The organism is Arthrobacter sp. TmT3-37 (assembly GCF_054510835.1).
Genome location: NZ_JBTNDU010000008.1, coordinates 57,176 through 78,592 on the forward strand (window position 1 = coordinate 57,176; position 21,417 = coordinate 78,592).

24 protein-coding genes and 1 tRNA gene are annotated in these 21,417 nt (G+C 61.5%); 11 read left to right on the top strand and 14 right to left on the bottom strand.

Going from position 1 to position 21,417, the window contains the following annotated elements; genetic code table 11:
* Nucleotides 1–140 precede the first annotated feature (140 nt).
* On the bottom strand, nt 141–908 hold the full coding sequence (locus ACX80U_RS11545; RefSeq protein ID WP_459268512.1) for a mechanosensitive ion channel family protein: 768 nt from the start codon (nt 906–908) through the stop codon (nt 141–143).
* Nucleotides 909–1,147: 239 nt separating this feature from the next.
* On the opposite strand from ACX80U_RS11545, the gene ACX80U_RS11550 reads away from it, so the two are divergent.
* The 6 genes from ACX80U_RS11550 (at nt 1,148) to ACX80U_RS11575 (ending at nt 5,101) form a co-directional block, all read left to right on the top strand.
* Complete coding sequence (locus tag ACX80U_RS11550) at nt 1,148–1,771, top strand: hypothetical protein (RefSeq protein ID WP_459268513.1); 624 nt, start codon at nt 1,148–1,150, stop codon at nt 1,769–1,771.
* Nucleotides 1,772–1,927: 156 nt separating this feature from the next.
* A complete protein-coding gene (locus ACX80U_RS11555) occupies nt 1,928–2,776 on the top strand; it encodes a DUF2382 domain-containing protein (RefSeq protein ID WP_459268514.1) in 849 nt (282 codons plus the stop codon).
* Nucleotides 2,777–3,081: 305 nt separating this feature from the next.
* On the top strand, nt 3,082–3,216 hold the full coding sequence (locus tag ACX80U_RS11560) for a hypothetical protein (RefSeq protein ID WP_459268515.1): 135 nt from the start codon (nt 3,082–3,084) through the stop codon (nt 3,214–3,216).
* Nucleotides 3,217–3,227: 11 nt separating this feature from the next.
* Entirely contained in the window at nt 3,228–3,971 is a 744-nt protein-coding gene (locus ACX80U_RS11565) for a GAF domain-containing protein (RefSeq protein WP_459268516.1), read from the top strand.
* Between the two features lie 107 nt (nt 3,972–4,078).
* Nucleotides 4,079–4,744, top strand: coding sequence for a GNAT family N-acetyltransferase (locus ACX80U_RS11570; protein ID WP_459268517.1), 666 nt, complete (start codon nt 4,079–4,081; stop codon nt 4,742–4,744).
* Nucleotides 4,745–4,930: 186 nt separating this feature from the next.
* Entirely contained in the window at nt 4,931–5,101 is a 171-nt protein-coding gene (locus ACX80U_RS11575; protein WP_459268518.1) for a hypothetical protein, read from the top strand.
* A gap of 146 nt (nt 5,102–5,247) precedes the next feature.
* Here ACX80U_RS11575 and ACX80U_RS11580 read toward each other — a convergent pair whose 3' ends face one another.
* Nucleotides 5,248–6,117 carry an ANTAR domain-containing protein gene (locus tag ACX80U_RS11580; protein WP_459268519.1) on the bottom strand — a complete coding sequence of 290 codons (870 nt, stop codon included), beginning with the start codon at nt 6,115–6,117 and terminating at the stop codon, nt 5,248–5,250.
* A 191-nt stretch (nt 6,118–6,308) separates the two neighbouring features.
* Here ACX80U_RS11580 and ACX80U_RS11585 point away from each other — a divergent pair, with 191 nt between their 5' ends.
* Nucleotides 6,309–6,575, top strand: coding sequence for a hypothetical protein (locus ACX80U_RS11585; protein ID WP_459268520.1), 267 nt, complete (start codon nt 6,309–6,311; stop codon nt 6,573–6,575).
* A 507-nt stretch (nt 6,576–7,082) separates the two neighbouring features.
* On the opposite strand, the gene ACX80U_RS11590 is transcribed toward ACX80U_RS11585, so the two are convergent.
* The 5 genes from ACX80U_RS11590 to ACX80U_RS11610 all read right to left on the bottom strand — a co-directional run bounded on the left by ACX80U_RS11590 (nt 7,083) and on the right by ACX80U_RS11610 (nt 12,631).
* Nucleotides 7,083–7,538, bottom strand: a complete 456-nt coding sequence (locus ACX80U_RS11590) for an SRPBCC family protein (RefSeq protein WP_459268521.1) — start codon at nt 7,536–7,538, stop codon at nt 7,083–7,085.
* Nucleotides 7,539–7,765: 227 nt separating this feature from the next.
* Nucleotides 7,766–8,602, bottom strand: coding sequence for an IS21-like element helper ATPase IstB (istB, locus tag ACX80U_RS11595; RefSeq protein WP_459268522.1), 837 nt, complete (start codon nt 8,600–8,602; stop codon nt 7,766–7,768).
* Entirely contained in the window at nt 8,599–10,380 is a 1,782-nt protein-coding gene (gene istA, locus ACX80U_RS11600) for an IS21 family transposase (RefSeq protein ID WP_459268523.1), read from the bottom strand. Before istA ends, istB begins: the two co-directional genes overlap by 4 nt.
* 370 nt (nt 10,381–10,750) lie before the next feature.
* Nucleotides 10,751–11,959, bottom strand: coding sequence for a globin domain-containing protein (locus ACX80U_RS11605; protein ID WP_459268524.1), 1,209 nt, complete (start codon nt 11,957–11,959; stop codon nt 10,751–10,753).
* A 234-nt stretch (nt 11,960–12,193) separates the two neighbouring features.
* Entirely contained in the window at nt 12,194–12,631 is a 438-nt protein-coding gene (locus ACX80U_RS11610; RefSeq protein WP_459268525.1) for a pyridoxamine 5'-phosphate oxidase family protein, read from the bottom strand.
* Nucleotides 12,632–12,989: 358 nt separating this feature from the next.
* On the opposite strand from ACX80U_RS11610, the gene ACX80U_RS11615 reads away from it, so the two are divergent.
* The 4 genes from ACX80U_RS11615 (at nt 12,990) to ACX80U_RS11630 (ending at nt 15,576) form a co-directional block, all read left to right on the top strand.
* Nucleotides 12,990–13,832 (top strand): universal stress protein, encoded by an 843-nt coding sequence (locus ACX80U_RS11615; RefSeq protein WP_459268526.1) that lies wholly within the window; start codon nt 12,990–12,992, stop codon nt 13,830–13,832.
* A gap of 219 nt (nt 13,833–14,051) precedes the next feature.
* Nucleotides 14,052–14,453 carry a cytochrome c oxidase subunit 4 gene (locus tag ACX80U_RS11620; RefSeq protein WP_459268527.1) on the top strand — a complete coding sequence of 134 codons (402 nt, stop codon included), beginning with the start codon at nt 14,052–14,054 and terminating at the stop codon, nt 14,451–14,453.
* Between the two features lie 141 nt (nt 14,454–14,594).
* Nucleotides 14,595–14,837: a hypothetical protein gene (locus tag ACX80U_RS11625; protein WP_459268528.1), complete on the top strand. Its 243-nt coding sequence runs from the start codon at nt 14,595–14,597 to the stop codon at nt 14,835–14,837.
* Between the two features lie 157 nt (nt 14,838–14,994).
* On the top strand, nt 14,995–15,576 hold the full coding sequence (locus ACX80U_RS11630) for a phospholipase D-like domain-containing protein (RefSeq protein ID WP_459268529.1): 582 nt from the start codon (nt 14,995–14,997) through the stop codon (nt 15,574–15,576).
* Nucleotides 15,577–16,097: 521 nt separating this feature from the next.
* On the opposite strand, the gene ACX80U_RS11635 is transcribed toward ACX80U_RS11630, so the two are convergent.
* From ACX80U_RS11635 to ACX80U_RS11665, 7 genes are all read right to left on the bottom strand, one after another.
* Nucleotides 16,098–16,170, bottom strand: a tRNA-Gln gene (locus tag ACX80U_RS11635).
* A gap of 50 nt (nt 16,171–16,220) precedes the next feature.
* Entirely contained in the window at nt 16,221–16,445 is a 225-nt protein-coding gene (locus tag ACX80U_RS11640; protein WP_459268530.1) for a TetR/AcrR family transcriptional regulator, read from the bottom strand.
* A 118-nt stretch (nt 16,446–16,563) separates the two neighbouring features.
* The gene (locus ACX80U_RS11645) at nt 16,564–17,094 is read right to left on the bottom strand and encodes a carboxymuconolactone decarboxylase family protein (RefSeq protein ID WP_459268531.1); all 531 of its coding nucleotides are present in this window, start codon (nt 17,092–17,094) and stop codon (nt 16,564–16,566) included.
* Nucleotides 17,095–17,885: 791 nt separating this feature from the next.
* Nucleotides 17,886–19,403, bottom strand: coding sequence for a glycerol kinase GlpK (gene glpK / locus ACX80U_RS11650; RefSeq protein WP_459268532.1), 1,518 nt, complete (start codon nt 19,401–19,403; stop codon nt 17,886–17,888).
* 82 nt (nt 19,404–19,485) lie between these two features.
* The gene (locus tag ACX80U_RS11655; protein ID WP_459268533.1) at nt 19,486–20,232 is read right to left on the bottom strand and encodes an MIP/aquaporin family protein; all 747 of its coding nucleotides are present in this window, start codon (nt 20,230–20,232) and stop codon (nt 19,486–19,488) included.
* A gap of 136 nt (nt 20,233–20,368) precedes the next feature.
* Nucleotides 20,369–20,497: a hypothetical protein gene (locus ACX80U_RS11660; protein WP_459268534.1), complete on the bottom strand. Its 129-nt coding sequence runs from the start codon at nt 20,495–20,497 to the stop codon at nt 20,369–20,371.
* Nucleotides 20,498–20,510: 13 nt separating this feature from the next.
* Nucleotides 20,511–21,386: a lipase family alpha/beta hydrolase gene (locus ACX80U_RS11665; RefSeq protein ID WP_459268535.1), complete on the bottom strand. Its 876-nt coding sequence runs from the start codon at nt 21,384–21,386 to the stop codon at nt 20,511–20,513.
* Nucleotides 21,387–21,417 lie beyond the last annotated feature (31 nt).

A 21,417-nucleotide genomic window follows, 5' to 3' on the forward strand; every position in this document is an offset into this window, starting at 1 on the left:
CGGATGCCACCGAGTGCCCTAGGGGTGCGGGAAGGGGTACCACCCTGATGGGCGGCACCCTTTCCGTCGAACCTTCCGGAAACCTCGCTTCCAGGACTTCACCCGCATGACCGCACGAGTGAAGCACGTAGCGCCGTTGGCTAGATGCGGTGGGCGCCCTCATTAGGCCAGCTGGCAGTCTCCCCTGACGTCGCCTGCTGCGTCTTGCCCTTGAGCTGCTGGGTTGCTGACGGCGCGGCGTTCGCCTGAGCGGCAATCTTGGGTGCTTCTTGCTCAGCCTTGTTCAGGTAGCCTTCCCACCGGCGGGACATGGGCCCGATGAGCCCGCCGCCGACGCCGACGACGATGACGCCGACAACGGCCGAGAGGACGGCGATGAGGATCGGGGTGGTGACCGTTGTGGCGATCTCGACCTGGTTCAGGGCGGCGATGATGCCGATGCCGAGAATGAAGACGCTGGCGATGTTGGCGAGGATCTTGCCGTAGGACAGGCCACCGAGGGCGTTCTGGATCAGGGACTTCACCGCGGCCGCGATCGCAGCGGCGATGACGACGATGACAATCGCGACAATGATTTTCTGCAGGAACGCGATAATGCCGACTAGCAGGTCACTGACCGGGTTGGGGCCGAAGACGCCGAAGGCGAACTGCAGGACGAACAGGACCAGGAAGTAGTAGACGATCTTCGAGACGATGTCGCTCGCGTCGAGCTTGGACTGCGAGAGGGCTTTCTTCACACCGCCGCGTTCAACGGCACGGTCGAAGCCAACCTTTTCGAGAAGTTTGTCCAGGGCCTTGGAGATGACCTTCGCGATGATCAGGCCGACAACCAGGATGACGAGGAACAGGACGAGTTTCGGTACGAATTCGATCACGGTCGCCAGACCGGATCGGAGTGTTTCTTCCATGCGTGGATGCTCCTTGATGCGAGTGAGGGCCGGTTTTCATGGCGTCCTCCAACGCGACCAGCAGTTGTCAACCCCACCGTAAGGTCGTGCCGAAAACAATGCAAGGGTGCTGATCATCAGCCTCCTTAGGTATCGTTTTTTGGGGGGTATTCTTCCTCGGGCAGTTCCCGGCTCACCTGCCCGAGGGACGGACGCTAGCTGCACACCAGACTCTCGAACCCTGATGCGAAGGACATGACATGGCAGACAAGAACACCTCCGGGGCGAGTACCCCGAAGGCGCGGAAGAATGACGTCGTCGCCGCGGAGAAGGAACGCTTCGGCGGTATCAAGTGGGGTTCGGCGTTCTTCGGCTGGCTGACCGCCATCGGGATGACCGTCATCCTCGGCGCGCTGGCAACAGCGATCGGCGTCGGCGTGGGAGCTGCGAACACCGCCGGCGCCCAGGATGCCGCGAACCAGGCAACCCAGAACGCGGAGACCCTCGGTATTGTCAGCGGGATCGTGCTCGCGATCGTCCTGTTTCTGGCCTACTACTGCGGCGGTTACGTCGCCGGCCGCATGGCGCGCTTCGACGGCGCGAAGCAGGGTGTCGCCGTATGGCTGTGGGGCATCATCATCGCGATCGTGGTGGCGATCCTTGCCGCTATCGCCGGGGATCAGTTCAACGTCCTCTCCAGCATCGGCGGAGCACCGCGCATCCCCGTTGACGGCAGCCTGCTGACCGCCTCCGGCCTTATCGGTCTGGCCATCACCGTCCTGGTTCCCCTGATCGGGGCGATCCTCGGCGGCAAGGCCGGCATGAGCTTCCACCGCAAGGTCGACCAGGTCGGCATCAACCACCAGGCCGGCCTCAACGGCTAACCAACAGCGTCTCTCACTAGAAGCAATAGAGGCCGCCACCACCTACTAGTACCGATAGCCAGCAGTGGCTCCTCGAAAAGGAAGAACGCTGCAGGGGCTGATACTCACGACCAGACCGGCCAACACTCCCGGTCCCATCTACAAAAGGAGTTCCACATGATCACCCAGAACGACATCGACACCCTCCTCTCCGGCCGCGGCCACGTCCTCGCCTCCGATGGCTCCAAGATCGGCTCGGTCGGCCAGGTGTACCTGGACGACCAGACCGGTGACCCCAGCTGGGTCACCGTCAAGACCGGCCTGTTCGGCACCTCGGAGTCCTTCGCACCACTGCAGGGAGCGAACGTCAACGGCAACGACGTCACCATCGGATACACCAAGGAGCAGGTCAAGGACGCACCCCGCATCGAATCCGACGGCGACCTCAGCCCCGAAGAAGAGGACCGCCTCTACCGGCACTACGGCCTCGCCGGTCACACCGGAACCACCAACACCGCCGATTACGCCGGCACCACGACCGGCACCACGACCGGCACCACGAGCGATTACGATCGCGCCGGAACGGTTGGTCACGACACGTCCGGTCCGACCACGGATGACGCGATGACCCGCTCCGAGGAGCAGCTCCACGTCGGTACCGAACGCCGCGAGGTCGGCAAGGCCCGGCTGCGGAAGTACATCGTCACAGAGAACGTCACCAAGACAGTCCCCGTGTCCCATGAAGAGGTTCGGATCGAGCGCGAGCCCATTACCAACGCGAACCGCGGTGACGCCCTCGCGGGACCGACCATCAGCGAGGAGGAACACGAAGTGATCCTGCACGCCGAGCGTCCTGTGGTCGAAAAGGAAGCCGTTCCTGTCGAGCGCGTGCGCCTCGACAAGGAGACAGTTACCTCTCAGGAGACCGTCACCAGCGACGTCCGCAAGGAACAGATCGAACTCCTGGACGACGCCACCGACGGCATCACCACGGACGGCATCGATGGCACCGGTCGCCGCCACTGAGCAACATGCTGGTGGGTGATCCGGCCAGCACAAAGCACGACACCGAGGGGCGCCGCACAAGCGGCGCCCCTTGGCGTGTTCTAGAGGAGCGGGTTCTGAATGAACAGCACTACGGCTCAGTGTTGACGCAGAAACTTACGATGGTGCCGGATCGGTTGCAGGTTTTGAGGCTGGGTATTGATCAGTCGCCGCCTGCAGCAAGAAGGGCGACGGAGGACACATCGAAGTCTAGAATCATTCGGTAGCAGCGATCCTGATGGACGCCGGCCCGGACTAGCCGCAAGAACTTGGTAGAGGATGAAAACGTGCTGGATGAGTATGTGCAGCAGTGGAGCGCGATCCAAACAGTACGGGCATCCGGTCTGGGTTTCGAGGAGGTCTATGAGAACTACTTCGGCATCGGTGGTGATGCGACGAAATCGAGGTCAAAGGGTATCTGACCGGGCTGGTCATGCTCCTGGTGTCCGAGCGGGACCTGCTGGCCCAGGCCATCAACGAACTCCTCGACAGTGTCGGCTCCATGGCCGATGGTGCGCACTACAGCGCTCAACAGGTCGCAGCCTTCTCCGGATACGGCGACTACCTCCGGTCCCTGGCGCTCTCCCCCGATGAGTACGACTTCAACGCCCCACCGGCCGGGGACCACAGCACCAGTGCCATCAACCGCCCTGACCTTCCTGCGCCCGGTTCCGGTGATGCCGCGGGCGGAACTGTCGATGACCTTGACTTGGATGAGGCTGAGTTCCGGCGCCTTCATGCCCTGCACGAGTCGGGGTTGCTCGAGACCGGGGCGGAGGAACGTTTCGACAGGATCACCCGGCAGGCACGGGACTATTTCGGCGTCAGCTCAGCCTCCATCGCCTTGATCACCGAGGACGCGCAGGTCATCAAGTCCGTCGTCGGACCTATCGGGCAGGACCTTCCGCGGGGCATCGCTCTGTGTGCGAGGACCATCGAACACGATCGCACCCTGATCATTCCCGATGCCAGTCTCGACCCGCAGTGGCGGGACCATCCCCTCGTTGCCGAGGGTCCCGGCATCCGCTTCTACGTCGGCCATCCCGTGTGTACGGCCGACGGCTGGCGCATCGGCACTCTCTGCCTCATCGATGACCGGCCGCGGGCCTTCACCGATGAGGATGTGCAGGTCCTCCGGCGCCTGGCCGCGCAGGTACAGATGGAGATCTGGGTCTGACGAGGACTTGAACCTCCGGTGACACAAAAGGGTCGTAAGCCTGCTTAGTTTGATTCCGGGCGTCTCTTCGATAGTGTCCTTAGGACACCGGGGTCTAGACGAAGGCCATGGTTCTGACGAACACGGGAACGGCTATGACAGAACTTTTGAACCCAGTCCACACCGGACCGGCGACGACCACGGCGGACGCTGAGCCGGGCGACGTCCTGACACTGACGGAATTCTCGACCAGTCGCCGGGCATCGGAGGCGCGCACCACGCCTCACCAGCGTGAGAACGCCCTGCCGGACAATGATCTGTCTGCTGAGGACCTCGCAGCCTTGTCGACCCGGCAGTTGCGTGTCATGGTGAACCAGGCTTACAAGCTGATGGATACGCCCTACCCGCCTGCCGGCTCTACCGACTGTTACGAGATGATCGTCGACGAGCTCGAGCATCGAGCACAGCAGGCCATGGATCGCGGCACTGAGCACGCCCACCAGCCCAGGGAGACCTTCCGCGATAACCCCCTGTACTGCCGGTTCGAGCTGTTCATCGACGGAACCCTCGCCGCGTACGTGAAGTACACCATGAACGGCGGCCAGGTCGTCCTCCTCGACGGCGTGGAACAACCAGACTTCCAGGACCAGGGTCTCGACGCGACCCTCATGCGGAATGTCGTACTCAACACCCACAAACGGCGTTTGAGCCTTGTTCCGCAATGCCCGATGGCATGCGCCTTCCTCGCCGACCACCCTCAATACCAGGTTCTCATCGGCCAGCCAGGTCGCTAAGTGCCCAGAGTGAGCGCCTTGACGCACTGTCGATAGTAAGTGGCAAGGACTGCCCCCTTCCGCCCTAGTGCTTTGCGGTTGCGCGGGGACAGTGGAGACTAAAGGGCAATGATGAGGGTGGGAGGGCTCGTGGGTTCTGGTGATCTTGACCGTGTTGTCGCTGCTGCGCAGTCCAACACTTCCCTCATGGACGCAGGCCTTGTTGCGGATCCCTTCCCGACTGAGCTTCAGATGGCCGTTGCGTCAGCTGTCAGCAACGGCGAACCACTGGCCGTGGTCGCCGCGGTCGCTGAGCTGCCGGCACTGGCTGTTCTGGACGCCGTCGACGCACTTCATTCATCCGGGCAGACCAGGTAGGACGCAGTCGAACCGCCACCCATGAGTTGTGCCTCCTAAGGTGCCCTCCTGGTCGGAGTGGTTGGTAGAGAAGCGAATGCTGGTTAGTTTTCGATGATGGGACCGAGCTCGTTCGAGGGAGGAAGGCTGTTCATGAGCATCTTTCGTCAGTCAATAGCGGTTACAAGGTTCTGCGGTCTGAGGGTGTCTGGAAGAGCTCCAGCAGGGTCTGAGTGCGGGGATGATCGCTGCCCTGGGTGAGCCGGTGGGCGCGGTCGATGATTTCCTGGGACACAACGACAACTTTTTCGGTTCGTGGTCTGGCTGCGCCGGCTGATGCGTTCGAACGCCTCCGTTGCATTCAGGCCCGTGCGGCCCATGAGGATGCCCTTGGCCCGTTCAATGACGGTAGAACTCAACGCTGATGCCGCCACGGCCTCATTGGTGATCCTATGGGTGTCCACATGGATGGAACGGGATAGATTCACAACCAGTGCCCACACGCCGACCGGGTTCTCGTCATCCGGAATGAGGTCGCCGAAGATCAGCACCTCGCGGGTGCGTCCACCGGCGTCGAGAAGGGACAGATACATTGAGAGCGGACCACCCGCAGTCGTCAGTGTCTCCCGGAAAGCTCGTGCGGCGTCCCAGTCCTGGGATTGGATGTGGAACGAACCCAGGTCCAGGGTCGGAACAACGTCACCGCGCGCATACCCGTGAACCCGATACAACTCATCCGACCAGGTGAAGGTCGAAGAGTCGAAGCAGTGCTCGACGATACCGGTCGGGCAGTCGATGAAGGACTCGATACTCGCTCGAACGACAACGGGGTCAAGAGTGGATGGTGATGATTGGAAGGCAACGACATGCCCGTAGCCAATCGACGTACTCGAGTCAGGCCAGCGACTTGACCCGACTCCACATCTAAACGATAGCAAGACCCCGATTACCAAAGCCGGAAATCTTCTTTCATCGGGTCTCTTCACCGGGTCTCTCGACCAGGCAAACGGTGGGGCCCACACCTCATGCCCAGGCATCGGAGCTCAGGTGTCCGCAGACCGGGCGACCGACCTCCGGGACCACGTTGACATGGAGGAGCACCAGCACCACATGTTGCCTGCTGCCTGCTGTCGGTCAAGGCCTTCCCCTGTGATCATGTCGATGGTCCGTCTTGCCCTCACTTCCTAGACTGGAAAGAAGTTGGGAACAGTGGGAGCAAGTTGGCGAGATGAAGCACCAGGATCAATCAGACGATGACACGCCGGATGCGCGGTTGCAGCTCCGGACGGCCCTGGCGCTTACCGGCTACAGCATTTCGGATTCGTGGGTGTCGTACTTCGCTCTTGCCGGGGCTGTCGATGAGCAGGACCTAGAAGCCTGGCTTCTAGGAGCGATAGAACTGCCGCGCTTACAAGTCGATCTGATGAGCCTCGCAGCCGATGAACTTCTCGAACTCTCCGGCTACGACCTGCGCGTCTCGTCCGAGTCTTACTGACCACATCTCCAACCCGCGTTTCACCCCCAGCACAAATGCAACCACTGCCCTGCTAGCGCCGCCCGTTCATCAAGCACTCACTGGTCTATCACCGGCTCCTCAGAGGAGCAGATTGCCGGAATTGCATACGGGTGAGAATGTCAACGCGAGTGGAGACCACTTCCGCAGCCTGACTTGAGCCCACCATCCCTCCTGACGACTCACCAGTGGACTAACCGCAGTTTCACTTGAGCCCACCCCACCGCAGGCCGGAAGCGTCGGGACAGGAAGCTATGTAGGAGCCCGCTTCCAAATGCGTTCTACCTGGATCCTCTACCGTCTGCAACTGTGCATCCTTCTGCGCTGGGGAGTACGAGGGCTGGACCGTTTAGCGCATGGTTTCATCAGCGAGGGCTCGGAGAGCAGCAAGGTGAGAGTCCCGCCAGACGATCGACTAGCGGACGTCTTCTAGGAACTCCTGAATCTTAGTTCGAGCCTGAGTCCTGCTGGTGGATAGTTGGTTGGAAACTACTTTTGTGTGGGTTCTTCCACGAGAAACCGGTTCCTCGTCTCGATGAGCTTCTTGAGGTACCGCTCGAGGACCAGTACCTCAACCAGCCGACCTAGCGGACCTAGGGGCGCGGCAAACCGGATCCGATCGACCATGGTCGTCACCCCATCGGCGTGACTAAATTCGTGAGCGTGACGGAAACGGCGGAAAGGGCCTTTGATCTGCTCATCCACGAAGTAGTCCGGTGATTCCATCTCCACGATCCGGCTTGTCATGTGGATTGGAAGGCCGAAGTGCCATGCACGCCACGTCACCTGCTCTCCCAACGAGATGAGGCCGGTGGTGGTACCAGCGATAGCCTTCTCCCTTGAGTGAGCCATAGAGCCAGTGTGAGCATCGATGCTTCGAGAGCGGTTAAACAGCTCCGCCTGGGAAACGTGTGCTCGGGTAGTGCACTCAAAATAGACAGCCATGGACTCAGTTTCGCACCACAGCTCCAACCCTCATCAACCGCCGCTCCTAAACCCGTGAAAGGGACGTTCGTTCATCGCCATGAGAGCTGTCCGGTAGCGGATGGCTCGCCGTGCGTCGTCCGGGATCATCCGCGGGACCTTTTCGCCCGGCTGCAGTTCGAGCCCCTGTCAGAGGCACCCACCTGAGGTGCCGGCAATAGTTGTCGAATCATTGGGAATGAGCAGCCCTAGATTGAGGCCCTGTCATCGATGAGGTGTTGGTTCCGCGTTTGGGCGAGGCGGTAGGAGTCGGTGCCGGTTTCGATGATGGTGCCTTTGAAGGTGAGTCTGTCGACGATGGCCGCGCAGAGGCGGGGGTCGGTGAAGGTTCTGGTCCAGCCAGAGAAGGATTCGTTGGTGGCGATCGCGACGGAGGCTTTCTCTTCGCGTTCGGTGAGGACCTGGAAGAGGAGTTCGGCGCCGCGTTTGTCGAGTTCCATATACCCGAGCTCGTCGATGCAGAGCAGATCGACCCGCCCGTATCGGGCGATGGTGCGGGCGAGGACTTTGTCGTCTTCGGCTTCGACGAGTTCGTTCACAAGTCGGGTGGCGAGTGTGTATTTCACTCGGTATCCCTTTTCGGCTGCCGCGGTCCCCAAACCGATGAGCAGGTGGGACTTGCCGGTGCCTGAGTCCCCGATGAGGCAGAGGGGCTGGCCTTTGCGGATCCAGTCCCCGGTGGCCAGGGTGTTGATGGTGGCCTGGTTGATGTTGGGGTTCGCGTCGTAGTCGAAGTCACCCAACCATTTGTCGCGGGGGAAGTTCGCTGATTTCACTCGTCGCACTGATGAGCGGCGATCCCGGTCGTCGCACTCGGCCAGTAACAGTTCGGCAAGGAATCCCTGATAGGACAGCTGCTCCTTGCCCGCGACGGTGAGTGCTTCACCTAGGACCGCGCGGATGGTGGGTAGTCGTAGCCGGCGGCAGGCCTGTTCGACTGCAGCGGTTGCTGCTTCTTCGGTCAGCCCGCGCCGGCGCCTCAGGGTTGATGAGACGGTGATCGGGTTGGCGTTGGTCGGGCTCATGAGATGGTTCCCCTCGTCTGGCGGGTCGTTCCGGTCAGTCTCTGGTCAGCTGGATCACGGGTGGTATCTGGGGTTCGTCGGGTGAGGAGTTCGTCATAGCCAGCTACGGTCGGCAGGGGGCGGGTGTCCGGTGGTAACCCCGCGATGACGGCAGCAGGGTCAGCCAATCGACGTTGGGTAAGGCTGATGACGCGTTGTTCGCGCGCAACGGGACGCGATGCGTGCGCGCCGATCCAAGCCGGATTACTCAAAGCAGTGACCCGGCGACCGACACCTATTGATTGGGAGTCGCTTTCGGCGGGTGAACGGTTTAGCCGTTCCGCAATGATCCGATCAGTGGCCGCCCGCCGTGCTTCGACAGCGACGACGTCCGCGGTAACAGCCCCTACTGTCAGGGCAGCTGCGATTCCGTCTGCGACGTCAGTAGGGGCCATTGTTCGGTGCAGCAGGAGCACGTTGATTAGCTCCCGTGTTGCGCGGGTGTCTCCGTCGGTGCGACGGGCCGCCGCCCAGAACGCGTCATGCGCGGAGGTGAAGGACCCTGACGCGCGCGCCTGGGCCAGAGCAGTGGAACCCGGGAAAGCTCCGGGCTTGTGGTGAAGGATCTCGAGGTAGTGGTCCAGGTCAACGCAGCTACCATCCCGTGCAACGACTCGTGCGTGCCTGGCGATCAGCGTTCGTCCATCAAAGACCAGCACTTCGGATGCTCGCAGGGAAACGCGCACGGTTCGTCCTATGAAACGAACCGGAACTGAGTACTTCACCATCCGCACCCTGATCAGGGAGGACCGGTCCACTCTCGGGGTGAGCACGATTCCGGGATCGAACACTTCGGCCGGCAGCGGGTTGAGCAGGGTTCGTTCCTGCTCAAGGTCAGCACCTACTGTGGTCAGCTTCCCGCTAATCCTGCGCTTGTTGTCTTCCTCATCCCAGACGATGATCCGGGCGTTGAGTTCGGCAAGAGTATCGACAGCAGGTACGGGCGTGAGCCGGTTCCTGCGGAACCGGCCTATCTCACCTTCAATGCCGCCCTTCTCATGCGCACCTTTGATGCCTGGCTGGCAGTAGAACGCGTCGAATCCGCAATGCGACCGGAACAGGACCCACCTGTCGTTCTCTACCCGCTCACGCGAGGTCCCAAGGACCTGCTTCACTGCAGCGGTCAGATTGTCGTATCGGACATGGCCGGTAGGCACTCCACCGCACGTGGCGAATGCTTCGAGGTGCCCTTCGAGGAACGCTTCCTGCCCTTGGGTCGGATAGACGCGGTGGATGGCTTTACCGGAGTAAGACAAGCGGAAGGCGAAAATGTAGCACTTCGTGCGCACCCCAGCGAGGTCCACCCACACTTCACCGAAGTCCACTTCAGCCTCCGCACCCGGGGCATGTTCTTGCGGGACGAACGCATCCGCCGTGGTTCTACCGGCCTCACGCTCGAGCTCGGCTTTTCGGAACTTCACGTAGTGCCGGACCGTCGAATACGACAGATCCCCGCCGTGCTCGTCGACTAGCCGGTCATGAATGCGCTGAGCGGTATGCCGCTGCTTCCGTGGCGCGCTCAGATCCTCCCGCAGAAAGTCATCGATCAGAACCTTGAACCGGCCAAGCTTCGGTGCCTCCCTGACCGGTGGCTTACGTGGTGGAGGCTCTGCCGAGGTCAGCGCCTGACGCACTGTCCGCCTGGACACGCGGTACTTCCTGGCCAGGGACCGTATCGAGTCACCACTGACTCTTGCGTCCCTGCGGATCTGCTCGAATAACTCCACCTTCGACTCCATCGCTGCCTTCCACCGTTGGAAAAACATCCTGATGAATCAACGGTGGGGTGGGCTCAAGTGAAACTGCGGTTAGTCCACTGGTGAGTCGTCAGGAGGGATGGTGGGCTCAAGTCAGGCTGCGGAAGTGGTCTCCACTCAAGCTCCCATAATCACGGCGGCGCGTCCCTTATCCGCAACCATTGCTTCCTCAAGAACTCTTTCGAGTACCACCTCAAGCGTGGCCATGGTGCCTCCTCTAAAACCGCTGGTCAGGCATGGGTTAGGGTTTCTTGGCCCACTCCGTGATCACTCTGTGACCCACGGCTGATCCTTACGGTGATTGTTAGTGCGGTTCGGTTGTTGGCGGTGATTCGTTGGGTAGCGGCGGTTGCTATTGGAAGTCGGCGAGCCAGAGGTCAGGCCCGAAGACTTCGTACTGGATGTCCTGTGCCGGGATTCCTCGGCTGATGAGGGAACTGCGGACAGCTTGCATGAACGGCAGCGGCCCGCACAGGTAGTACTCCGCACCGGCAGGAAGCTGCACGTCACTGAGGTCCATGAAACCCGTGAATGTGTCGCCTGCCTGCTGTCCGTCGGTGGGGGGCTCCAGGAACCACGTGACAAGGGACGCATTCGGGAGTTGTGCCAGGTCGGCGCGTACCTGGTCCTGCAGGGCGAAAGAGCCTGCGGAGTCGTCGGCGTGCAGCAGGGTTACCTTTCGCTGGGAGCCGGATTGCACGAGGTGGGAGATCATCCCTGCCATGGGGGTGATGCCGATACCGGCGCTGGCGAAAACGATCGGCCGGTCTCCGGGCTTGAGCACGACGTCCCCGAACGGTACCGACAAAACGACCTCGTCGCCGACGTTCACGCTCGAGTGCAGAAGGTTGGACACTTCACCATCGGGTGTCGTCAGGCCGTGGATGCGTTTGACGGAGAACTGCCGGTGCCGGCCATCGTCGGCCCGGGTCAGGCTGTACTGGCGGGGCTGGTGCACACCATCGGGCATCAATGCTTTCAGCGTCACGTACTGGCCGGGCAGGGACGGCTTCACCTCACGCTCATCGGTGCGTTCCACCACGAACGTCACGACGTCCTCGGTTTCCCGGATCTTCTCGACGACCCGCCAGGAACGCCAGATCGTCTCCGGGGCAAGGCCCACAGCCGCATACATCGAACGCTCCTGATTGATCAGGACGTTGGCCATCAACCAGTACACCTCATCCCACGCCGCAGCGACCTCCGGTGTGACCGCATCCCCCAGCACGTCCACAATCGCCCACATCAGATGCTCATGAACGATCTCGTACTGATCCGAGCGCAACCCCAGCGACACGTGCTTGTGGGAGATCCGGGACAGCAGATGATCAGGCAGCTCATCAGGCCTGTTCACCAGATAACCGGCGAACGCAGCAACGGAACCCGCCAGAGCCTGCTGCTGCCTGCCATCGGCCTGATTCCCCCGATTGAACAACCCATCCAGCAGCTCCGGCCTGTCCTGGAACATGTGCGCGTAGAAACGCTCCGCGATGACACCGATATGTTCCCCCACCACCGGCAGAGTCGCTTCGACCACAGGACGGGACGTATCAGAAAGCATCAGCCAACCCCTTCACACATAACGGTTTGATGCACCCATCATAGACCGATTTCTACAGCGTGTAGAAAACCCGCTTGTACGTCAGGCACTTCGCTCCAGCGGCTGCGCATCTCACCCGGAAATGATGCTTACCTTCGGGGCGATCATGGGAGGGGACACCTGTTTGCGGTTCCAAGCGTGCAACACAGCGTCGTCGTCGTTGCTTGCCGTCGTCGTGTGCCGTCGTCCGTCGTTTCAGCTGGTGCCGACGCGGCGGCCGGAAATCGAGGCGGATACTACCTGCACAAGATGACGACGCTCCCCGCCTGCCCACGGTTCATTAGTCATCCGTCCCCATACTGAGGCCGACAGGGCCTCGTCCTGCACGGCCGCCGTGGATCCCTGGACGAGGACGGACCACCCCGACATCCGCTCGGGGGCAACGTGATCGACTTGGAACGCCACCCGATCCAACGGGGAGCGGCCCAGATCACCGGATGCCGAGGTGCGAAAGAAAATCGCCTGGTCGTGGACGAGGTAGTTCACCGGGAAGATGAACACGCGTCCATCCCTGACAAAACCAACCCGACCGGTCAGCCCGGTACCCAGCAAAGCCCAGCACTGCTCAGGCTCGAGGGGCTCATGGGAACGCCCCACTCCTGGCATCTCCCAAAAATCGTCACCGGTGGACATAACCACTCCTTACACCCAGGAACATGAACGTCCTACCAGTATGTAGGCCCTGTCGGATCTTTGTACTCGCAGCCACCGCACCCTGAGCCAAATCTCGCGACCATCCAATATGCAATCGGTCGCCTCGCACCCGGTGCTTGCAGGTGACTGGCGCAGAGGAACCCGGAGGGCTGTGACGTCCTGTCATCGTGTGGTCGCGCCCCCGGTGGTCCTCCCAGTAGCTTTCACACCTGCCACTTGTGCTGGAGAAGAAGCGTGTGCTGGAGAAGAAGGAAGCACGCCGGAGGACTTGGTTATCATCTGATGAGGGAGTCGAAATTCTATAGGCACTGCAGCTACCCGAGGTAGGAGCATCAGCATGGACACCATCAGCACTCAATCGAAACCGGTCATCGTGGGATACGACGGTTCCGACGGAGGCCGGCGGGCCGTGCTGTGGGCAGCCCGACATGCATCGGCAGCAAAGCTTCCTCTCATCGTCGTTCACTGCTGGGTGTGGCCACTCTTCACGCAAGACCTGGGCCCCGTAGCCGGCGTCAAAGACAGCGGACTGCAAAACGATGCAGAGAAGACAGCTGCCGAAGGTTTCGATGTTGCTGCTCAGGCAGAGCCTGGCCTCGAAGTCCACAAACGCCTTGTCGCCGGCTTCCCCGCCGAAATACTGACCAGACTTTCCGCCGAAGCATCCCTGCTCGTCACCGGCACCCGCGGCCTGGGAGGTTTCTCCGGCTTGCTCGTAGGATCTGTCAGCCTGCACCTCGCAGCCAGCGCGTCCTGCCCCATCATGGTAGTGCGAGAGGACCAACCCGCTCACGAGAACGTCCTGGTCGCCGTGGACGGATCTCCCGAGAGCGACCGCGCAGTCATCGTCGCCGCGGACCTAGCAAAGACCTTGGACTGCTCGGTTCACCTTCTGCATGTACAACCTCGGCGCCGGCACACGATCGTTGGCTCCGCCGATGTTGAGCGTGACCCCATCATTCAGCAGTCCCTGAATCTGCTGCCACCTCAAACGGACGTCGTCGTGGTCGAGGACACACTGGCAGCTTCCTCCGTTCCCGGTGCCATCATCGAACACGCTCGCACGGCATCATGCGTCGTCCTCGGAGCCAAAGGGAACAACACCCTCGGTGCCCGCCTCGGATCAACAGTTCACGCCGTCCTGCACCACGCCTCGGGAAATGTCATCGTCGTCCGCTGAGCCCGCGCTGACCCTCCCCTTGACCGAGTTGTGTTGAACTACGTGACGACACACTCCCGACACTCGGGCACGATGACCAAACGCCTGAAGCTTCAAATGCGGGAAGTGGACGACCTGGACCAGGTCATGCGTATCCTGATCAGCACCACGACGCATTTCTCCCAATGACAGCGCGCCGGCAGCATCGCTGGCGTGACAGACCGAAAAGGACGCGGAAGCATGAAGCTCGAAACGAATCTCTTCGTCTACCTGACACCCTTCTTCTTTCTGGTCGGCACTATTTACGGGTTCCTCGTCGAATGGACCGAACCCGTCGGGTTCCTCGCGCTCTACCTCACAGGTGGTGTGACCGCGATGGTCGGCTTTTACCTCGGCTTCACCGGTAAGCGAGTCGGCGACCGCCCCGAGGACCGACTCGACGCCGAGATTCATGAGGGTTCCGGCGAGCAGGGACACTTCAGCCCCTGGAGCTGGTGGCCGCTCGTCCTTGGCCTGGCGGCCGCAACCGGGTTCCTCGGCCTCGCCATCGGCTTCTGGATCCTGTACATCGGTATGGGTTTGGCCGTCATAGCCTTGGTCGGCTGGGTGTTCGAATACAGCCGCGGAGACCACGCACACTAAACCCTCCACACCAGCGAGTTACCCGGGTTGCCGGGCTCCTCGCCGGCTTACTCCGTAGCTGATGGACGGGGTGCGGGAAACTTTTTCGCACAGGTCACGACGCAGGTGATTCCTTGTCGGGCGCGCATCTATGCTTCCGGTATGAGCCTATCTAGCGCCTCACGGCTCATCGTGGCCGGCATCGTCCTTCTCAGTGCAAGCGCCTGCAATGGCGGTGTATCAGCGGAGGAGTTTGAGGCGTGCATGAGCGACGGGCAACACACCATCAGCGCGTCCATCGACGCCGGTTCTGATCCTGAGCAGACATACAAGCAGGCAATGGATGACTGTGGGTTCGGCAAACTCAGCGACGCCGAACGCGACAAGCTCTTCAACGGCCAATGAATCATCATCCGAACCACCACAGACCCAAACCGAACTGCTGCAGCGGCCGGCACCGGACAGGTTCGTCAACCATCAGCCCCGCGCTCAGTACGGTCAGTCACGCGCTCTGCGGTATAAGTCATGAGATGCGACGGTTCAGCGCAGCTAGGCTCGGTCCATGATCCACACCGGTACGAGATTTGATGTTTCTTCGCTTCGGCGTCTGGCGGTGACGTCCATCGTGAGTGGGCTCGCCGTGCAGGGGGCCGTCATCGCGGCACTGGTCACGGTTGACCTTCTCACGAGGAAGAGTCGTGTGAAACGGTCGGGGTTCCCCCGCCCTGGGACGTTCCGGACGGAGGTGGCAGATACAGCCACGACGACCTACACCTATGGAGAGGATCTTTTCAAGGACATGCTTGATGCAATCAGGCATGCCGAGCACCGGATCTTCCTCGAAACCTACCTATGGAAAGACGACGAGGTCGGCCATGAATTCCGTGACGCCCTCAACGATGCAGCCGCCCGGGGGGTCGACGTGTATGTCATCTACGACCACTTCGGGAACCTTGTTGTGCCTTCGTCCTTCTACACCTTCCATCCCGACGTCCACGTGTTCCGGTTCCCGGCCCTGGGACCCTCCCTGCAGTTCGGACCTATCGCAGCGACGGGTCTGACCCACCGGAAGATTCTCTTGGTGGACAACGAGATCGGTTTCATCGGCGGATACACCACCACCCTGGTCATTACCTCCTACTGAACAGGTCGCCGGCAGTGATCGTCTAAGCGTCTTTCAAACGCCTTACAGGAAGTAAGCGCTCCGAGAACTTGCCGTCTCAGAAACCTGAAACTTTCTAAGACAAGTGCAGCAGTCCAAGCCCGATGTCAACCATGCGTCCAGCTTCCGAAGCCCTGCCTCGGACAGGAATTACGCGAACAACTCGGCGCGGTTTGCCTCTATCCCCAGATGCTCGGCCAGCACGAGCTCGCCTGATTCCAGGGGCCCCGCTGCTACGGCGGCCCCAGTAGCGAAACCTCCGCGGACGATTTCCGGCGTCAGCCACGCCGGGAAGCCTTGCACCGGCGTCGGAGACCCTACCCTGACCCTTTCCGTCGCCATACCGGTTACGACCCGCATTTATGCCATGGCACGCTTCTTCGTGCGGGCTCGCTCATCGGCGTCGGAAGCCATTCCAGCCGTAGTTTGCGCCTTACGGAACTGCTTCCATGCGTACCCGAGCACCATCGATCCCTCTCCGACGCATGAATGCGGCCGTTTCGCCGACGCGGCAGGTGCTGCCCCTGCTCCCTCCGGGTCCAGAGCCCAGCGCTCTCGCTGTTGAGCTACACGTCGATGGACTCAATGTAGCGCCTGTCCCAAAGCACACAAGCACTGGGCGTCGACTAGAGCCATGAAGGGCAGGCGAAAAAGAGCTCATCCACTGTCTTGAAGCTTGAGTAGAAGGCACCCCTGGTGAATCCTGTTCGAGTGCAGATTGCTTCCACACTGACATTAGTGATGCCTTGCTCCCTGAATAGTGCTGCCGCAGCGTCGATGAGCTGGGCGCGAGTTGTGGGACGCCGTCGCACCGGCCTGACTCCAAGAGTTGTCGACAACGAGATATTCATGGTCCTTGGTTAATCATGTAACTGTCGGTTAGCAGTTTAGTCTCAACGCAATGGGGCTGACGCACCACCATCATCGCGTTCTGAGTCTTCGTACCTGGAGCTGTTAACGGGCAGCGTTTCACGAATTTGGGCGATGGAAGGCATTGAACACTCGGGCGTTGCTAGGAGCGTCAATCGGAACGTCGAGCACGGTTATCGTCCGTGCGATAAGGAAGTAGTAGCCGGTCTGCACGATGACGTCGACGACTTGCTCGTCGGTGAAGTGGACACGGACGTCACTGAGCATGGAGTGAGGGATCTTCGGATGCACAGCGACGGCTGCAACGAATCTCAACAGGACTCGCTGTTTGGCAGAGAAGCAGCGCGCGACCCAGTCTTGGCTGGTGATCGCTTGCCGCTGCTGCTCGGTGATTCCGAGCGCCCTGGAGAGGGGATCATGCTGCGCGGTTTCGAAAGGTGCTTCGAACAGGGCGCCAGCGGCAAGAGCGGTCATTTCCCGCTCGATGGGCTGCAGAGAGCTGGATTGGAACTGGGCGGCACCTAACCGGATTACTGGGTCGGCTACCTGAGGATTGCGAAGCATCATCCGGAAGACATTAAGGATGCCCCCGTTGTCGGCCATCGCCTGCAAATCCTTGGCCCGGTTCATCACCAATCTCTCATTGGGTGAACCAATCGGGGGTACGACAGCGCTATACGCCTGGACCTTCAGGCCAAGTAATTGGTCCTGCGCTCGGCCTTGTTCTTCACCGTGAGGATTCAATCGACACCACTTTCTCAACTTCGTAATCCGTTCCGGGTTATCGCCTCTGGGTGCGATGACGGTTGTGAGCGCGGGTCGTCAAACCGGAGTATCACCGGTACCGGTATCGATGCCTTTGTATGAAAGCGGTGAGACTGTCCTTCCAAACCGGCCACCCCCTCCCTGACGATGGGTCCGGGAGTCCGCTCCGGGGCCTGGACTTCGTCGATGTGCGGCCGGAGGCGCATGAAGACGACTTCGAGGAAGGATCGAAGTCTGCTCTCACACGCCTGACCAGGATGTAGGTCTGTCAGTTTGTGTGCACCTTGGTTGATGATGGATGCGACCTTCTTGATCGACCGTAGGGCTTTGGGGGTGAATGTCGCTCCGGCGAAGACATGGAACCCGCCCTTGCAGAGTTGTAGCTCAGCTGTCGTCCCGGACTCTGTGGCTTTCGCGGCGAAGCGTGTCGCGGACTGGTCCGACTTTTTCCGACGATCCGCGGGATGAGGTTGGGTTCGAGGATGGTGTCGATGAAGTGCTGCACCTGGTCCCGCTCCGCCTTAGCAGTGCGCGCCGTCCGGTGCCGAATGCCGGGATGCAGGAACCAGGGTGTAGCCGCATACCGGGACATCCCCGGTCCGCCGTAGGGCGGACCGGGGATGTCCCGGTATGCGGCTGCTGTGTGGCTGTGCCGATCAGCTCACGTCCTCGTCGACCCAGTCGAAGGTCTTCGTGACGGCCTTCTTCCACAGGCGCAGCTGGCGGTCACGCTCGACTCCGTCCATCGAGGGGGTCCAGCGCTTGTCCTCGGCCCAGTTGGTAGCGAGCTCGTCGGTGTCCTTCCAGAACCCGACGGCGAGGCCCGCAGCGTAGGCAGCGCCAAGTGCTGTGGTCTCCGTGACCTTCGGCCGGATCACGGGGATTCCGAGGATGTCGGCCTGGAACTGCATCAGGGCGTCGTTGGCGACCATGCCACCGTCGACCCGAAGGTCCTCCATGTTCACCCCGGAATCGGCGTTCGCCGCGTCCAGCACCTCGCGCGTCTGGAAGGCCGTGGCCTCCAGGGCCGCACGGGCGATGTGGCCCTTGTTCACGAACCGGGTCATGCCGACGATCGCTCCGCGTGCGTCCGCCCGCCAGTACGGCGCGAACAAACCCGAGAACGCCGGCACGATGTACACGCCGCCATTGTCCTCGACCGTCGTGGCGAGCTGCTCCACCTCGGGGGCGCTCTTGATCATGCCGAGATTGTCCCGGAGCCACTGCACGAGTGAACCGGTGACGGCGATCGAACCCTCGAGCGCGTAGACCGGCTTCGCGTCCCCGAGCCGGTAGCAGACCGTCGTGAGCAGGCCGTTCTTGGAGTGGACGATCTCCTCGCCGGTGTTCACGATCATGAAGTTGCCGGTGCCGTACGTGTTCTTCGCACCTCCCTTGTCGAAGGCAGCCTGGCCGAAGGTCGCCGCCTGCTGATCCCCGAGGATGCCGGCCACCGGCGTCTCGCGCAGCAGCTGCGAGGTGTGCACCGTGCCGTAGACCTCGGAGGAGGAGCGGATCTCGGGCATCATCGACACCGGCACGCCGAAGTCGGCGAGGATCGACTCGTCCCAGGACAGGGTCTCGAGATCCATGAACAGCGTGCGCGAGGCGTTGGTGACGTCGGTGATGTGCACGCCGCCGTCGGTGCCGCCCGTGAGGTTCCAGGTCACCCAGGAGTCGGTGTTGCCGAACAGGAGATCGCCGGCCTCCGCCTTCTCGCGTGCCCCGTCGACGTTGTCGAGGATCCACTTGATCTTCGTGCCGGAGAAGTAGGTGGCCAGCGGCAGGCCCACTTTGGCCTTGTAGCGTTCGACGCCGCCGTCCCGTGCCAGCTCGTCCACGATGTTCTGCGTCCGCGTGTCCTGCCAGACGATCGCGTTGTAGACGGCCTTGCCGGTGGTCCTGTCCCAGACGACGGCTGTCTCCCGCTGGTTGGTGATGCCGACCGCCGCGATGTCGTGGCGGGTGAGGTTCGCCCGGGACAACGCGGTGCCGATGACCTCACGCGTGTTGTCCCAGATCTCGGCGGGATCGTGCTCCACCCAGCCGGCCTGCGGGAAGATCTGCTCGTGCTCCTTCTGGCCGGAGGACACGATGTCACCCTTGTGGTCGAACACGATGGCCCTGCTGGAGGTGGTGCCCTGGTCGATGGCGATGACGTACTGCTGCGACATGTCTAACTCCTTCATTGGATGTGTCGATGAGTGCGGCTGCACGCGGCCGCGAAGCGGCCCCTAGGCGGCCCCTAGGCGGCCCCTAGACGGGAGGAGCGGGGAAAGAGATGAACTGGATGACGATGCCGGCGAGGACACCGCCGACGATCGGTCCGACGATCGGGACCCAGGCGTAGCCCCAGTCACTGCCGCCCTTGCCCCGGATGGGCAGGAGTGCGTGGGCGATACGGGGCCCGAGGTCGCGGTTCGGGTTGATGGCGTAGCCCGTCGGGCCGCCGAGGGAGGCACCGATGCCGACGACGAGCAGTGCGACGGCGAGGGGGCCCAGGCCGGACGGCGTGTTGCCGAACGACAGGATGACGAACACGAGCACGAAGGTGCCGATGATTTCGGTCACCAAATTCCAGCCGTACGAACGGATGGCGGGCCCGGTGGAGAAGACGCCGAGCTTATTGGCGGGATCCGGCTCCTCGTCGAAGTGCTGCTTGTAGGCGAGCCAGCAGAGGACGGCACCGAGGATCGAGCCGAGCATCTGCGCTGCGAGGTATGCCAGCGTGGTCGCGAAGGTCTTGTCGACACCGGGCGCGTATTCAGCCGCGTCACCGTTGACCAGCAGGCCGACCGTGACCGCGAAGTTCAGGTGGGCGCCGGAGAGGGCTGCGACGTAGACGCCGGCGAAGACGGCGAGGCCCCACCCGAAGTTGACCATGAGAAAGCCGCCGTTATTGCCCTTGGTCCTGGCGAGTGCGACATTCGCGACCACGCCTGTACCGAGCAACAACAACAGCATGGTGCCGAAAGTTTCGGCAACAAATACTTCGAGAGACATCTTGACTCCTCTAACTATTCATTTATCGACGGGTGCCGCCGCCTCGACGGCACCCGTTGGTTCCCCCCGGCAACCACTGCCGTTGGCACTGCACCGCTGCGTGGAGCAGCGGCTCGACCCGGAACGGCGGGCGCCGCTACGCGGTCAGGCTCTTGACCTGCACCCGGTGAGCGTCGACGAGGACCTTCTCGGCGAGCATGATCTCCGCAGCGGAGTCCGCGGCGGTCCAACCCAGCAGCGAAAGGGAGAGCCCTTCGCCGACCAATACAAGGTCGGACCTACAGGCAGCGTGGCTGGTACAGGGGATTGGCAGGAGCACCAATTTGATCAAGTGCGTGCAGTACCAGTTGCTGCACAGCCGGATCATTCGGGAGTTGGTCGTGCTCAAACAAATCAAGCGGGCATTTGTCCTGAATGGTGACGTTGGTGACTTGTCGAGCTGGGCCTGCAAGGTACTGGCTCTGGTAGGGGGTGACGATTTCGTCGTACTTGGTGGAGATCACTGTGTAGGAAGGACCTGTGACGATGTCGCCGATTGAATTGAGCTCCTGCATGAAGGGCGATCCGGCGCCCTGATCGGTGCATGCCTGACAGAGCGAGATCGAACCGGACTCCTGGTTTTCAGAAGTCGGTTCCTCAGCGGTTGACGTCTCGGAGGACTGCGAGGTTAGGTTGTTGCTGGTGCCGTGATTCGAGGGGGCTATGCCGATAAGGTGGTTCACCTTTTTGGCGCCTCCCAGGAAGCCCATGTAGTACCTGGGCATCATTCCACCTTGACTGTGTCCTACAAGGTCGGCTTTTTTCGCGTTGGTTGCGGCAAGAACAGCGTCGACAAAGTCGCCGAGTTCGGCCGCGGAATCTGTCACCGGACCGGTGGCGTGCACGCCATTCGTTGTTCCGTAGTTCAACGAGAAGACACAGTAGCCCGCGTCGGCGAGGATAGGGGACAGCGTGGCCCAGTTCTTGGCCATGCTCTCAAACGTGCCTGGTACAAGGATGACCGGGTAGGGATGTTCTGTGCTGGGCTTGCAGGACCAGTTATTGGCACCGGGTGGGGCAATGTCCAAAGTATCTGCGGCGGCGGGCTGCATACCCACGAGAGAACTGGCAGCAATCGTGAGACTTGCAACAAGAGTGGGGAGGCGTAGCTTCATGTGGTGGTACTCCTTCGTATCAACAACCCCC